The 15,141-nt window shown below is 59.2% G+C and carries 13 protein-coding genes; 7 read left to right on the top strand and 6 right to left on the bottom strand.

Translation table 11 applies throughout. From position 1 onward, the window contains the following. Window positions 1-154: 154 nt before the first annotated feature. Window positions 155-484, bottom strand: a complete 330-nt coding sequence (locus tag O4220_RS10490; RefSeq protein WP_269603881.1) for a hypothetical protein — start codon at window positions 482-484, stop codon at window positions 155-157. 625 nt (window positions 485-1,109) lie between these two features. Here O4220_RS10490 and O4220_RS10485 point away from each other — a divergent pair. The 4 genes from O4220_RS10485 to O4220_RS10470 all read left to right on the top strand — a co-directional run bounded on the left by O4220_RS10485 (window position 1,110) and on the right by O4220_RS10470 (window position 5,069). Beyond that, window positions 1,110-2,504 (top strand): MFS transporter, encoded by a 1,395-nt coding sequence (locus O4220_RS10485; protein ID WP_269603879.1) that lies wholly within the window; start codon window positions 1,110-1,112, stop codon window positions 2,502-2,504. Window positions 2,505-2,528: 24 nt separating this feature from the next. Next, window positions 2,529-3,311 carry an HpcH/HpaI aldolase family protein gene (locus tag O4220_RS10480; RefSeq protein WP_269603876.1) on the top strand — a complete coding sequence of 261 codons (783 nt, stop codon included), beginning with the start codon at window positions 2,529-2,531 and terminating at the stop codon, window positions 3,309-3,311. A gap of 17 nt (window positions 3,312-3,328) precedes the next feature. Beyond that, window positions 3,329-4,294 (top strand): C-terminal binding protein, encoded by a 966-nt coding sequence (locus O4220_RS10475; RefSeq protein ID WP_269603875.1) that lies wholly within the window; start codon window positions 3,329-3,331, stop codon window positions 4,292-4,294. Window positions 4,295-4,400: 106 nt separating this feature from the next. Further along, window positions 4,401-5,069: a GntR family transcriptional regulator gene (locus O4220_RS10470; RefSeq protein WP_269603873.1), complete on the top strand. Its 669-nt coding sequence runs from the start codon at window positions 4,401-4,403 to the stop codon at window positions 5,067-5,069. Window positions 5,070-5,239: 170 nt separating this feature from the next. Here O4220_RS10470 and O4220_RS10465 read toward each other — a convergent pair whose 3' ends face one another. The 3 genes from O4220_RS10465 to O4220_RS10455 all read right to left on the bottom strand — a co-directional run bounded on the left by O4220_RS10465 (window position 5,240) and on the right by O4220_RS10455 (window position 8,161). Continuing rightward, complete coding sequence (locus O4220_RS10465; RefSeq protein WP_269603871.1) at window positions 5,240-5,734, bottom strand: NADPH-dependent FMN reductase; 495 nt, start codon at window positions 5,732-5,734, stop codon at window positions 5,240-5,242. A gap of 167 nt (window positions 5,735-5,901) precedes the next feature. Continuing rightward, window positions 5,902-6,399 carry a flavin reductase family protein gene (locus O4220_RS10460; RefSeq protein ID WP_269603869.1) on the bottom strand — a complete coding sequence of 166 codons (498 nt, stop codon included), beginning with the start codon at window positions 6,397-6,399 and terminating at the stop codon, window positions 5,902-5,904. A gap of 538 nt (window positions 6,400-6,937) precedes the next feature. Beyond that, on the bottom strand, window positions 6,938-8,161 hold the full coding sequence (locus tag O4220_RS10455; RefSeq protein ID WP_269603867.1) for an LLM class flavin-dependent oxidoreductase: 1,224 nt from the start codon (window positions 8,159-8,161) through the stop codon (window positions 6,938-6,940). A gap of 570 nt (window positions 8,162-8,731) precedes the next feature. Here O4220_RS10455 and O4220_RS10450 point away from each other — a divergent pair. The 3 genes from O4220_RS10450 to O4220_RS10440 all read left to right on the top strand — a co-directional run bounded on the left by O4220_RS10450 (window position 8,732) and on the right by O4220_RS10440 (window position 13,176). Continuing rightward, window positions 8,732-10,144, top strand: coding sequence for an amidohydrolase family protein (locus O4220_RS10450; protein ID WP_269603864.1), 1,413 nt, complete (start codon window positions 8,732-8,734; stop codon window positions 10,142-10,144). Between the two features lie 728 nt (window positions 10,145-10,872). Continuing rightward, complete coding sequence (locus tag O4220_RS10445) at window positions 10,873-11,739, top strand: PaaX family transcriptional regulator C-terminal domain-containing protein (protein WP_269603861.1); 867 nt, start codon at window positions 10,873-10,875, stop codon at window positions 11,737-11,739. A gap of 936 nt (window positions 11,740-12,675) precedes the next feature. Continuing rightward, window positions 12,676-13,176: a 3,4-dihydroxy-2-butanone-4-phosphate synthase gene (locus O4220_RS10440; protein ID WP_269603858.1), complete on the top strand. Its 501-nt coding sequence runs from the start codon at window positions 12,676-12,678 to the stop codon at window positions 13,174-13,176. Between the two features lie 52 nt (window positions 13,177-13,228). On the opposite strand, the gene O4220_RS10435 is transcribed toward O4220_RS10440, so the two are convergent. Together O4220_RS10435 and O4220_RS27905 are read right to left on the bottom strand one after the other, a co-directional pair. Further along, window positions 13,229-14,041: a siderophore-interacting protein gene (locus O4220_RS10435; RefSeq protein ID WP_269603856.1), complete on the bottom strand. Its 813-nt coding sequence runs from the start codon at window positions 14,039-14,041 to the stop codon at window positions 13,229-13,231. 307 nt (window positions 14,042-14,348) lie between these two features. Beyond that, window positions 14,349-14,885, bottom strand: coding sequence for a helix-turn-helix domain-containing protein (locus O4220_RS27905; protein ID WP_420030370.1), 537 nt, complete (start codon window positions 14,883-14,885; stop codon window positions 14,349-14,351). Window positions 14,886-15,141: the final 256 nt, after the last annotated feature.

Below are 15,141 nucleotides of genomic sequence, written 5' to 3'. Positions count from 1 at the left end.
CGGCGGAATCTCGGACAGCGGGCCGCATGAACGTCCGATCCTCCGACCGAGATTCTCGTCTGCGCTCTCGATCAGACACAACATTGTGTGTCCGTACAACGCCGCCAACCGAGCCTGGCGGGCGAGGATATCCAGCAGGGCAACCGAAGTTCTTCTATCGACCTTCATCAGAGAATCGAAGTCGGTAATCGCCAATACTGTTCCACGACCACTTGGGTCGCCCCCCGTACCGATAGCTGCCGATGTCGCCGAGCACATCGTTGAAGGCGTCCAAGCCCTGGCCGTCGTGGTCGGGAAACGACATGCTCGCTACGAATGCGGAGTACATCTGGGAGAGGGCACTCCACGGTCCGGAGTCGAAGTAATGGATCAGGTAGTTCAGGTCGGACAAATGTCCGGTAGCGGTTTCGACGCTGAATCGATCCCTGTTGCGATGAACGGCACCGTTCCGAAGTGGCTGGTCCTGCCTCGGGGGCATGGGCATGATAGGAGCATCTCATGCGACCTGCGGACCGACTTGATGTGCTGGTGTCGATCGACAGAGCGTCTGCAACTTCCGCGCGTCCCTCGAATAGAGGAAGTTGACCCCATGTTCCGTTAGCTCCACCGAGGAGTCGTCCGCTCTGCGGCCAAGCACTCCGTCCAACGGACCACCGGAATGCCCGACTGAAGCCAAACATTCGTCCGTTGATACGTCCGACATGAATTGACGGGCCCGCCAGGCCAGCCAACAAAAAACGCCCGCCCACCAAATCATTCTGGTGAGCGGGCGTTCCAGTGTGCGCCATCAGGGATTCGAACCCCGGAGCCGCTGTACTAGAGATACCAATTCAATTGGATGCACTCGCGTCCAAGCCATGCCGATCCGCATCGACTGGTGTCACTCGTTTCAACGAGAAGGCCCGCAATCGGTTCCCTGAGCTGACCTCGTTGCGTGGCCTCATCCAGGGCACGGCCTCCGCTTCGCGAGGCAATCGCTGCGGTGTGCGGCGCGCGCTTCGCAGACCACGACGGTCGAGCCTTCGACGATCTGCTCGCTCACAGGTCTTGAAACTGTCGACAGTATTCATTATGGTGTTTTCAAGCACACCTCAACTGAAGGAAGCTTCATGAGCGAACTATCGCTGCAGCACGTCACGGATGATCCTCAGCAACGAACTCGCCGCGCGGTCGCTGCCGCAACGGCAGGCACCTTCATCGAGTGGTACGAATACGGCCTCTACGCTTTCGTCGCGGGCCTGGTTATTGCGCCCCTGTTCTTCCCCCCGGATATAGGTTCGCTGGCTCAGCTAGCCGCCTTCGGCACATTCGCTGTGGGATTTATCGCCCGTCCTCTGGGGGGTATCATTTTTGGTGCTGCAGCTGACAAGTGGGGTCGCCGCCCCGTAATGGTCATCTCAATTCTTCTTATGGGTGTCGCTACCACAGCCATAGGATTGCTACCGCCATTCTCAGTGATCGGACTCTGGGCACCGATCCTCCTGGTTGTCTTTCGACTGATACAAGGTGCAGGTGCTGGTGCCGAATTGGCCACAGCGATGATCTACGTAAGCGAGTCCACGCTACCGAAAAAGAAGGGATTCCATTCGTCTTTCTTGATGTTCGGGTCGATGGCAGGAAACCTACTCGCGCTTGTTCTTTTTACGACTCTGAGTGCAGTTCTGTCTCCAGAATCTTTCCTCGACTGGGGATGGAGATTGCCGTTTCTATTAGGATCGATACTGACAATCGTGGGCATCGTTCTGCGGAGCGGAATTGGAGAAACGCCGGAGTTCGAGAAGGTCAAGGAGTCTCGTAGGGTCGGGCATACGAGCGAGGCGCGTAGCAACCCATTCGTTGCGATGATTTACGCATTTCGTGCGAGTCCACGAAACTTTGCAGGAGGATTCTTGATACCGTCCGGTCTCAACGTAACCGGATTTGTAGCAACAACTTTCGGAATCAGTTACCTAACGACCCAGATCGGTCTACGGCCGAGCGAGGCCCTGTTGACCAACCTTGCCATGATCTCCACCGGAATGGTATTTATTTTGCTGTGGGGGAAGCTTTCCGACCGATTCGGCTCCAAGTCGATACTATTGGCAGGGGCGATCGGTGGAATAATATTTGCGTTCCCTTACTTCTTACTCTTGGGCACCGGTAATCTAGCATTGATCATAATGGCAAGCGTCATTCTCTGGGCAGTAGGGTGGGCGACCGGAACCACGACCCAGACCGTTGTACTACCCACTCTTTTCAAGCCGGAGTATCGAGCGTCCGGTCTCACGTCTTCACGAGAGTTGCAAGGCGGCTTCATCGCCGGCCCGACACCGCTTGTTGCTAGCGCACTGGTTCTCGCACTGAACGGTTCGCCCTGGCTCGTCGCAGGCATGCTGATCGTCGCACAACTGATGACGATTACCGGAACAATGATCGCGCGGCCAATAATAACGGCCAAAGACGCGGCGGAAACTCCCGCTTATCGAGGCCTTGTTCCAATTTCCCCGATTCATCGCAACAAATAAATCGAAACAACGAGGAGAATTCAAGTGACATTACATGAATTGCGTCAACACATTGCCGATCGTCCACTGATCGGCACCACGATTTTATCGACGGCCCCCTCGGTTGTCGAGATCGCCGCAATGAGCCGATTCGATGTACTCTGCCTGGATGCTGAGCACTCAGCTATATCTATCGAACAGATAGAGTCGCTTGTTCGAGCAGCCGACGTGCATAACAAACCGACTATCGTGCGCGTTCCAGAGGCCGGCCACTACATTGGTCGCGTTTTGGATCTCGGGGCGTCGGGAGTTGTCGTCCCCCGACTCGAGACTGCAGACGAGGTCGCCGACGTTGTCCAGCGAGCTCGTTTCGCACCATCGGGCAAACGAGGGGCTGGACCAGGTCGAGGTAGCCAGTACGGGTACTCACTCGCAAGCAGCGAGTACACAGCCCGAGCCAACGCAAGCAATGTGGTCATTGTGCAGATAGAAAATGCGGCGGCGGTTGCCGCGATCGACGAGATTGCCAGTGTGCCCGACCTGGACGCCGTGGTGATCGGGCCTTTCGATCTGGCACTTTCGATGGGGGTTGCGCCCGGTGGGCCCGAGCACACCAACGCGATCGAAAAGGTAATCGAAGCTGCGACCGATCGCGGGATAGCTACTGGTGCCTTCTGCTTCAGCGAACGCGATGTCGACTTCTACACCAGGAGGGGAAGCCGAGTTCTCCTGATCGGAGGGGATCTGCCGTGGATTTCGTCGGGCGTTGCAGCTGAATGGGACATGTGGGACCGTGTCAAGTCTGCAACTTCGGCGACGGTGGCGTGAACATGCCTAAAGTCATCATGACCAGCCTGGCCGTTCCTTTGGAAGCCGAGGCGGCCGACATACTCGGTTCGGCGGGCATCGAGTTCGAGGCACGCAACTTGACGACCGAACATGAACTCATTGCGGGTGCCACCGATGCTGACGCCTTGATCGTAGTTGCCGAGCCGATCAGTTCGGAGGTGCTGCATGCACTGCCCCGACTCCAAGTCGTCACCCGGTTCGGGATCGGACTCGACGTGGTCGACATCGCAGCGGCGAGCGCAGCGGGAGTGTGGGTCAGTAACGTTCCAGACGCCAACTACCGTGAGGTTGCTGTTCACACAATTGCGCTTGCCCTCAACCTGTCGCGGCGGATAACCACGCTGGACAGAGCAATGCACGAGAGAGGATCGGCACCCCTGTCGTTGGCCTTCGGAACCCGCCGACCCGACAACCAAGTGTTCGGCCTACTCGGCGTCGGCAGAATAGGACGACGGGTGGCGACAATGGCCCGAGCTATCGGGTTTCAGGTCAAGGCATTCGATCCCGCACTCACTGAGGAGTCAGCACTCGAGCAGGGCATTGACTTGGTGACGTTCGATGAGCTCATAGCAACATCTGACATTTTATCTTTGCACGTACCCTTGACATCGGTGACCGCGAATATCATAAGCGAAGCAGAAATAGCCCGAATGCCCCACGGATCCATCCTTGTGAACGTCTCGCGTGGGGGCCTCGTGGACGAAATAGCCCTGGCGGCTGCGATCGAGTCCGGACGGATCGCGGGCGCAGGCCTGGATGCGTTTGTCGGCGACAGCGGTCCTCTGGACGCCACCAATCGACTCAGGTCGCTCGAACGCGTGATTCTGACTCCACACTCCGCACATTTCAGCGCAGAGTCGCTCGCAGAGACCAAGACGAAGGCGCTGCATGATGTGCGAAGAGTGTTGCAGGGTCAGTCCCCCAAGTACGCAGTGAACTCGCCACTTGTTGTGAACCGCTAGCCGAAACGCTGTGGTCCGCAGAGGTGCGGGCCACAGCGTTCGTCGGACCAGGTCCAAACTGCAACTGCTCCGATGGCACAAAAACCGGAAGGTTTATAGTTGCGTCATGTCCGCCGACAATCGAAACTTCGACAGCATCAACGTGCTGTCGCTGGTCGATGAGGCCCAGAGGCAGATTCGAAAGCGAATCGTAGCAGGAGACTTCGCACCCGGAGCACCGCTGAGAGATTCAGTGCTCGCTTCACAGATGGGCATCAGCCGGTCCCCGGTCCGTGAAGCGCTCAGGATGCTCGAGCAGGCAGGACTGGTCAGAAAGGCCGCTAATCGCTCGTACCGGATTTCGGAGTTGGCTGCCACTGACATTCCTGAACTCGCTTCGCTTCGAGTTGCTGACGAGATTATTGCTGTCCGTTCAATCGTCAAGAACTGCACAAATATAGAATCCTTGGATAAAGCGATCGACAGGTTCCGCGATGCCGAAGCGACTCCTTCGGAGATCGCCGAAGCAGACCGCGAATTCCATTCAGCGGTCGTCGATCTTGCCGGCATGCCGCGTCTCAGTGCTCGATATGCGGAACTGTCCGATCAGATACGCCTAGCGCTGATAGCCGCGGATTTCAACCACGATCTGGTCAGCCCGATCGCTGTCGATCGTCACGTGTGTTTACAGACAGCATTGCAGGCCGCCGTTCGAACCGGAGAATCGGAAGAAGTCGTGCAGATTTGGGAAGAGCACATTCTGCGCGGAATGCGTGTCCCTGACTTGTTCCGCTGAAGCGCAGTCTTCGTTCGGTTACCAAGTCCCGAGAACCGCTGCGGCGACTGCCCAACCAGTGAGCAGATCGTCACACAACGATTTCCATGACTGTTCGGTTTCATTGAGAACGCGATGACCGAATTGCTCGAACGCTGATCGACATACGCTCGAGCAATTCCGTCCGCGTGTCAATTCCCTCGAGTCAGAGCCTGCACCACGGGTCGCCAGCGATCGGCGTATTCACCGATCGCGACACCGTCGTCGAAGGACGAGTCCAGTAGATAAAGGCCTGTGGTGCAGGTGGCACCGAGCTCGGCAAGTACAGGTCGCAAAGTCAGCTCGGGCGCGAGTGCGTGCGTCGGACCTCCACCGAGCATGAGCGGAACCGCCACTACGTGCGCGAGACCCGTGGCTCCGGCGAACTGCTCGAGGAACAGTTTCATCAGACCGCTGTAGGTTGCCTTGAAGGTGGGGCTGGCGAAAATTACCAGCTGCGACGAGGCTGTTCGATCCACGGTCTCGGCTACATCGGAATCGCCCCATCCGAGGAGTTTCGCCCCCAGCTCGGACAATTCGATGGTCTCGTCGGCCGTGCTGCCCGACAGCTGTTCAGCCAACATCTCAGCTGCCCGACGGGTATGCGATCCGTGCTTGGGGTTGCCCACCACCACTGTCACATTCATTCTCAGTCCTTACGATAGAAGTTTCAGCTTCCGGTTCTATGAACAGTCAAAGTTCGACGGCTGTACCGGGCCCAGACCACTGAACCGCCTAGTGCCACTCTCCGGGTACGGCTATGTGGTGGTCGACTCGACCTACACCGCTCAGCGGCCTGAAGGCGGTACTCGAATCACTCCCCGACTGCGGAAAGCGCGTGGAAACCACTCCCGTGGAAGACAAGTGGTGCGATATCGAGGTTCGTGCGCAGTGCGTGTACAGCCAGGAGAACCAGTTCATGATCGCCGGCGGGAACGATCTCATGCACCGAACAGTCCAACCATGCTGCAGCGCCGACCAGGAACACAGCTCCGTCATCGGTCGTGCTGAGCTCGAGACCAGCGAAGCGGTCACCATCGCGTGCGGCAATCTGCCGACACGCTGCCGATTGGCCGACACCGAGGACGGAAACTCCCAGTCTCGGGGACGTCGCCAGAGTGGGCCAAGTGGTCGAGGTGCGTTGGACGCAGACCGACACCAGTGGCGGGTCGATCGACACAGCAACGAAGGAGCTAGCCGAGATACCGATCGGGGCCCCGTCCTGATCAGCGCAAATCGTGGTGACACCGCTTGCGAAGGCACCGAATGCTTCCTTCAGCTTGCGCACATCACCATCGTGATCTTCGAGCACGGTGAACTCCTAACTATCAGTGGGATCGCGTGTCACACGAGTAATCGTGCACACGCTTTTTGTCTGTCTTCATACGTGCGGGGCCAGAACGGGCGATGCCCTCCCCTTGCGTCCTGCGTGGTTGCCTTCAGCTCTCGCTGACACGAGTCGCTGATGACGGAATTCCGGTGGGAAGCATGCGCTGCCAGGTACGCAAGCGAAAGAGACGGATGGCAATGCAACCGAAAAGTCACACCGAGTGCACCTCCGGGGCACATCCGTTACGGCGGGGATGGCCACGACGTTCGGTGTGGCCATCCCCGCGAGCGCAAAACGAAATCCCCTCGCACGCGCGATCTTCGAACCAATTGTGGTTCAACGACGACAGAATTAGTCACCGCTCCGGTAGCGAGCCCCGCGAATTGACGATCGGGACCTTTGCCAACAGGCATCCATTGGCTCCGCGTGAACCCGTTGGCGTCGAACAAAGTTCGGCACAGATCAGAACTTGTACCGACCGCGTCGATGCACTAGTGGCACACCCCGTTCGACGCTGCGGTCACTCGTTGGGAGTGACGCGGGTCAGCACGCCGTACTCGGCAAGCTTCGGAAAAATGTGATCCGTGACCGCGTCCAGATCTTTCGTGTAGTCGGGAACGATCAGCATGATGCCGTCGAGGTCGCCGTCATTCACAATGGTCGCCAACCGCTCGGCGAGGGTGTCGTACGACCCGGACATGTAGCCGTCCATCAGCGCCTGCGGAGGCGCGCCCTCCGTGAAGAACTTGGAGTTGGCTCCGGTCTTCGCCGCATCCTTGTTCTGTGCATACCCGGCGATGATATCGAGGACTGCTTCACTGTCCACGCCATCGTTGAAGTGCTTCACGCGGGCCTCGGCCAGCGCGTCTGTCTCTGCGGGCACGAGGGTAATCGATCCGTATGTCTTGAGATCGGTTCTGCCAAGTTCACGGGCAGCCTCTTTGGTTCTACGAACGGTGCTCAAGTACTTCGGTTCGTCGTTGGCCAAAGTGAACGCAATATCGCAGTTTTCAGCGGCAAAACGGAATCCACGGTCGGAGGATCCTGCGTTGACGAGTTCGGGCATCTTAGAGGGTTTCGGGCCCATGTGGCCGTTGTCCGTTTCGAAGAATTCACCCTTGAAATCGATGATCTCGTCCGTCCAGAACTGCTTCACCAAGGAAATCCATTCATCTCCGAGGTCGTATCTCTTGTCGTGGTCGAGGTCGTCGTTCCAGAGACCAACGTGGGACATATCGAGGTAGCTGGCCCCGGTCACAAGGTTGAGCCCCACTCGGCCAGGACCGATCTGGTCGAGCGTCGACACCATCTTTGCGATTGTCGCAGGCGGGTAGACGACCATGTGTGTGGTCGCGAAAACCTTGATTCGGTCGGTGGCCTGGAGTAAGGCAGCCGATGTGGTTATCGATTCCAGAGCGTGCATCCAGTGGTTCGTCGGGCCTTTTCGGCCGCGCCAGATCGCCGGGCTCAGGGCGAAATCGAAACCTCGAAGCTCTGCACGCCGCGTAATATCGAGCACTCGGCCGAAGCTGCCGTCCTCGATAGCGGGCGAGTTGGCAGAATGAATCCAGCCGTGATTGCCAACCGGTAGAAAGATCCCGGTCTCGATTGTTTTCGCCACTTGGCGCTGTCCTCTCTGATTGAGTGATGGACAGGTGAGCGCTCTGGCCAAAACAGCCTGGTCGATGGTCCTCCAGAAGGCGCCTGGGGCGCTATCCATCGGTGCCGGAGATGCACTGTCCAATCCTGGAGTATGTCGAGCTAGTATCGCTCGTCACACAACCGCGAGAGTAGTAGCAGTTTGCGATTTCGTCAACAAATCGGCTTCGCCATTCGCACCGGCCGATCAGACCGCGTCGCGCGGAGATCGAGCACCCCGAGGCAGGTCACGGGCGTTGCCGCAAGCGCCTACCACACCAGCGAACGGACCCAGTCGGGACGCCCTCCACATCGTCGTCACGAATCTGCAGAACAGTGCTGCCCCCTGTGCATCTGAAGCCCCAACGATCGAGCGGACCGACGAGCAACGCCTTCTTGACGGACGGCCGATACACGCGATACTTTTTGATCGGAGCTATGTCGCGCATGTTGATAAGTATCGACCGGGTGAGCACCTGCGAGCGGCTGGCTCTCGAGGATTCGGACACTGCTACCGAGGGGAACACACGCGCCCGCCACCCACGTAGCCCACTCCGGCAGAACTCATCCCGCGCTCCAGGTGGGTCAGAATCCAATCACGTACCTCCGGAGTATGCCTACCGCACTGCACCGCATTTTCAGCAATCCATACGTTGCAACATTGAGGAATAACACGATGACAAGCACTCAGAAGCAAGTAGCCCAGGGGCAGCAGGAAACCGTGGACCTGGTCCTCGCCGCTGGTGCGGTGATCACGGTGGACCCTGGTCGGCAGATCATCATCGGAGGCGCAGTCGCCGTCGCAGGCTCGAAGATTGTCGCAGTTGGCAAGCGAGCGGACGTGCTTGCCCAGTACAAACCCGCTCGGTTGATCGACCGGCCGAACGGCATTCTTACTCCAGGCCTGGTCGACAGTCATTCTCATCCGGCGGGTGCGTACCTGATTCGCGGGACGATCGACGAGCTGCCGGCCATCGAGCGGCTTACCCGAACGCTTATGCCGCACGAGGACGATCTTCGACCCGACGAGGCGTACGTCGCGTCGATGGCGACTTTCGCCGAGATGATCCGACACGGTACGACAACCTTCATCGACGCCGGTGGCCCGCAGACCGAGCAGACCGCGGCCGCAGCCGCGGCGATAGGCATCCGCGGGGTCCTGGCCCCGCAGATGAGCGATCTCCCCGGTCCGTTCGAACGGAAAGTCCTGTCCGCGAGTGAGAATCTAGCTCACGCCGATGAGCTGTTTGCCCGATTCGACGGCGCCGCGGACGGCAGGCTCAAAGTCTTCTACGACTTGGATCATCCCCTGTCAGTGACCGACGAGTTGCTCGCTGGTGTCGTGGAGCACGCGCGAGCGAACAACACGGGCATCGTCGGACACTACATAGGGCGTAAACCGCTGGGTGAAATTCCCGAGCACGCTCCGGATCTCGCACGTTACGAGCGGAGCGGCATCCTGGATCACGGCATTGTGCTCGGACATCTGGGTTGGATTCCGGAGGCAGACGTGCAGAGGCTTGCCGCATCCGCATCCTCTGTCGCACACTGCCCGTCCTCGTCGATGCTCGGTGCGCATGGCAACATTTCCAAGGGCGCGATTCCGGAGTTCGTCGCTGCTGGTGGCCTGGCGACGCTGGGCACAGACGGAGCTGCCATCAGCCGGTTCCTCGACCTTGTACGCGTCATGTACCTTGCGGCTGCCACGCACAAGGACGTGCGTACCGATCCTTCCATCATGCCTGCGACAACGGTATTCGAAATGGCGACCATCAACGGCGCGAAAGCGGCACGATGGGAAGACACCATAGGCTCGATAGAGGTGGGAAAAGCTGCAGACCTGGTCATGTTCGATGCGAGCGGTTTGACATTCGCACCGAATCGTTTTGCGGACCCGGTCAACGACATCGTCTACGCCTCGAGCGGATCCGACGTCGAGACCGTGCTCATCGACGGCCGTGTGGTGATGGACGAAGGCAAACTGCTGTCCGTGGATCTGCCCGCATTGGTGGCCGATGTCGACGCTGCCGCGGCATCCTCGCTCGGTCGACTCGGTCGGGAACAGAAGCCCAGCTGGCCTATTGTCTAGGGCTGCTTAGACATTGGGGTTGCCATGAGCCGGCGTCGCAACATACTTCGATTCGAAGTCCGAGGTATGTTGCGACCCTGGACGGAAGCAACTTCGACCCTCTCTATCGGAGAATCAGTCAAGGCCGCACCTGTATCCGATTCGGCCGCAATAGCTTTCAACGAGTGCGACAGTCGGCAACGTACAGCGGCGGAACGGTGACACCGCACCGAGGGGACCAGGCCGGGCGGTCACAAAACCACGCTGCGCCCAGAGCAATGTCGAACACGCCCAGCGCCGATTCGAGCCCCTTCGATCGCACAGTGGAACGAGGGCCGAGAAGCCGCAGTCGCTATCGATGAGCGTTCGACCTGGAACCGAGCATCGGAATTTTTGCTCGAAGCGCTTCTCATGGTTCGGGTTTGCCGGTGTTTCCAGACACCTAAGGCCAGAAATGTGTCCCACATCGACGCATCGTCCGGAACCACGGTAGGGAAGGCCTCCGCGACAGGCTCTTTCCTTTCTCCGGCCGCAAGCCAGCGACGCAGACATCCCCACTGCAGACCTATCGAGCGGCCGCTGGAGGACCGGTTCTGCTCCAACCTCAGTATGTCGAGTTGTTAACGTCGGTATACTGGGCGATACATTCAGAGAAAGGTTGCCTTGACCACGCATAATGCAGACCTCCTTATGCCAACCCCAAGCTCGGAGAGCGTGGATCAGGCAAACCCGTATCGTATGGTGATCCTATGAAGCAAGATGCGGACGTGCAGGTGGGCGTTGGCGCTGGCCGCGACACGCGTCTCGCGCAGTTGATTCTCACCATTTTCGGCCTGTGTGCGCGCTCCGAAGGCAACTGGCTCTCCGTTGCCTCCGTGGTTTCACTGATGGGAGACCTCGGCATGGACGGCCAGGCCGTGCGTTCCTCGATCTCGCGGCTGAAGCGGCGCGGGGTCTTACGTGCCGAACGGAACGGCGGTGCCGCCGGATACTCCCTTTCAGAAGCAACGCTCGAAGTTCTGGCCGAGGGCGACGTTCGAATCTTTCATCGGAAGCGTGCGGCCGAGGAAGACGGTTGGGTTGTCGTGGCCTTTTCTGTTCCCGAGTCCGAGCGAGACAAGCGGCACGCTCTTCGCTCCAATCTCACACGCTTGGGTTTCGGGACCGCAGCCCCTGGAGTGTGGATCGCCCCGGGCACGATGGCACGCGAAGCGCGACACACCTTGGATCTTCGCGGCTTGTCCGAATACGTGGACATGTTCAGCGGAAACTACATCGCCTTCGGTGACCTACACGCAAAGATTCGCGTTTGGTGGGATCTCGACGAACTGACTTCCTTGTACGCGGATTTCCTCGAGGCCTACCGCCCGGTGTTGCATCCGGCAAAGTCTCCCAGCATTACGCCATGTGAGGCGTTTCAGATCTACGTACCCATGCTTACTCAATGGCGCCGACTGCCGTACCGCGATCCGGGCATTCCACTTTCGCTACTCCCCCCTGCTTGGAACGGCGAAGCGGCAGGAGCATTGTTCGACCAACTCAACGAGTTGCTCAACGCACTCGCGCACAAGCATGCCTTCAACGTGGTCCACGGTCGAGGATCGCTTGCTGAGTGACACCCTGCCTTCGGCATGTTTCGCGTCGCCCATGCAAGTCATCTTCTCTTCTGATTCCCGAACTACAGCGCAATTCGGACCACTCGTTCGTCGCTGGGTAGGCGGCGGATGCCAGCGAAAATCACCACACCACTCGCCATAGTGCCGCTGTCGCGTCCGTCGCTAGTACGAAATACTGCGGCATTGCGGGTTGGCCCATACCCCACCGAGCAAGAGTCCGGGTTGCATTTCACCCTGCTCGGTACCTGACTTTCGCGAGCTCACGATGCGAGATGCATCGTCGACTTCGTACCTCCTCCGATGCACGCCGAGTTGCGCTCAGCGTCCATACCCGGTGCATGACGCTGCGGAACCGCCGTGCGAGAACCGCGTCACGCGTGACTGCGTCCCCGACAGTCTTCCCAACTCGCTGCCGATGCCCCGGTCGGGTGGTGCCATTCGCACCTGGTCGGCATCACAACTCGGCCCCGAACTTTATTTTCTTATCGGTAGACGCCCGTTCCGAAAACGCTATAAACTCACATGATAACCCGCCGCGCGAGTCCGGCTTTCGTCGAACGAGACTTGCCGGGGTGGGCGGAACCAGTGATCGGAACAAGAATCATGTCACTCGAGGGCACTCAAGTCGTCAATTGCGGACCTATCGCTCGTCATCGCGGATGTGACCGGCGCCCTGGCCAGTCCAACCTGACGGCCTCGCTTGCCTAGCCCCCAGCACACCATCCAACGATTCCCTGCGCTCGTGGAGCGGGTTTTCTCAGCCCGCAAGGTGGTGCGGTCAGCCGCAACCCGTAGCGCCGATTTCCGCAAGATCACGAACCGTCGATGCAACTAGGCATCCCGACATCGGACAGGAACTTCGACATGAGCGCTACTACTTTGAAACGCGGCAAAATGCATCGAACTGACGAAAGTTACGTTTCAGGTCTAGGCGTCTTGCTGGATTCCGAGGGCGCGGTGCTGTTCGGCGCTGCCGAGACAGTTACCGCCAGGGACGTGGCCACGGCGGTGCGATACTCGTCCGGACTCATCCACGCGGCCATGTACTCCGAGGACCTCGACCGGTTGCGCATTCCTGATCAACCCATCTTCGATAGTGAGCGCAGTGGTCTCTGTTTTACAGTCGCAGTCGACGCAGTCGGTGTGGGTACCGGAATATCGGCTATCGATCGTGCGCACACACTCCGAACCCTTGCCGATTCTGGCACCACCGCGGACGACCTCCGTCGTCCCGGGCATGTCCTACCCGTTCGCTGTCGCCGAGACCTCGAGAAACACGCGCACACCGTCTATGGGCGCGCGCTCAGCGCGGTAGTAGCAAGCGGACACGCTCCGGTTGCGCTGGTCTGTCGAATCGTCCAAGACCAAGGGCCCGAAGTGTCCGACATCGAAGCGTGCCTGTTCGCTGAGCGTCACAAATTGACAGTCCTGCCCTAGACAACGATCTTTCGGACACCTCGTCACACCGACCGTTCTGTACGCGGCCGAATCAGCCCGGGCTACTCTTGCCGTGTCGCCAATATCCGCCGAAGGTGATGTCGGACTTGGGGATTCCTCGATCGTTGACCAGATGTCGTCGCAGTCCAGTCGGCAACTTATGTTCACCGGCAACCCAGGTGTAAAACCTCCCGGGGGGAAGGGTCGAATCCTTGATTTCGCGCAGCAACTGAGTCCCGGGTACTTCGCTCGGGTTGTCACGAACGATCCAGTTGATACGCGTGGACCGCGGGGCAATCACCGTCTCGGGAATGTCGGACGCTAGAGGAACTTCGAGGAACACCTCGGCATGCAGATCATCAGGAACACACTCGAGGATAGACAAAATGGCCGGTACAGCACTTTCCTCACCTGCCAGCAAATGCCACTGTGCGTCAGATGGCGGTAGATAGGTGATGCCCTCGTCGAAGATTCCTACCGGATCGCCCGGCTGCGCGTTCTCGGCCCACCTAGACGCCGGGCTGACGTCTCCGTGACGTACGAAGTCGATGTCGATCTCCGAGGCGTCGGGCCTGAAACGTCGGATGGTGTAGTTGCGTACCCATGGACGCCGAGACTTGGGCTGGAGGAGAAACTGCGCCATCCAGGCATCGTTCGACACTGTCGGCATTTGCAGCTGCATCTGACCATCCCGCGGAAAGAAGAAGCGAACGACTTGATCGAACCCAAGGTAGTCCAGGTCGGCCACACCGTCGCCTCCCACAGTGACCCTCCTGAAGCTCGGACTGATCTCGACGTTGTCGGTCGCCGTCAACGCGGTCATCCGCCGGCTCTTCGGGCGTTGCACTTTCGGCATCACGCTCATCTGACAAACCTCCGCAATTGGATCGGCATTCGCCGATACCTAAATTTAGGTTAGGCTAGGCTGTGTTGTGAGTCAAGTAGTCGATACATCGAGCCGGAGGACATCGCCCGAGCTCGACATCGCCGCAACCGCGCAAGGCTACGGTGCCCACGGGCGACCGCGCGGACGCTCGACGATGCGGGCGAGATGCGGCACCGGGCGACGCCGCCGGAGGGTTGATCGACGTCGGTGCGACGGTTTCTCCGACGACGGCGTGCCCGTCGGATCTACCAGCGAAATTGAATGTAGCGGAACGGTTTCGATCGACCTACGGCGTTGGCGGGCTCACCGAGAGTACGAATTCCACCGGGTCGTTCGAGTAGTTGCTGTACAGGTGCGGCTGGTTCGAATCGATGGTGATCGCCTCACCACGAACGACGGAATGCCGTTGGTCGTTGACCGTTACCGTAAGTTCGCCTTCGACGACGTAGGCGCATTCCACAGCAGGATGGGACCACGGTTCATCACTGGACCGCCCGCCCGGGTTCAGTCTGCCCCGCAATACTTCGAGTTGCCCATTTCCCGGGGTAAGTCGCTCGTACTGAATGTGGCCCACGGGCGTACTGATCTTCGATCGCTGCCCTGGGCGACTCAAGTGCACCGAAACCGGTAACGGCTCCTCGAACAACGTGGCGACGGACTGTCCGAACACTCGAGCGAGCGCTCGTAAGGTCTTGAGGCTCGGCTCCGTGACTCCGCGTTCGACCTGGCTCAGGAGCGTTGGCGACAGCCCTGTTTCAGTGGCCAAGCCTCGGAGCGTCATACCATGCGCGGACCTGAGTTCGCGAAGCTTGTCTCCAATCACGTCTGAACCCTATCCCAACGCCGCACAGCCACCCGTGTGCAATTTCACTGCACATCTTGCGGCCCCCCTGCAGTGTGACTACACTAACAACACTCCCTCGCCTGACCGGCACGCTGTGCACAGCTTAGGTAGACGTGAGAGCGATGGACGCCTACTCGACCGTGAAACCGCCTGCACACGCGGGCACGAGGCGAGCACCCGGCGGCATTCTCCGATCGTGTCGTAATCAGTGAACACGTGTGCGCACCATAGTCAC

The organism is Rhodococcus ruber, from assembly GCF_027270735.1.
Taxonomy (GTDB): Bacteria; Actinomycetota; Actinomycetes; order Mycobacteriales; family Mycobacteriaceae; genus Rhodococcoides; species Rhodococcoides rubrum_A.
The sequence above is the reverse complement of the archived record's forward strand: the minus strand, read 5'-3'. Positions and strand labels throughout refer to the sequence as shown.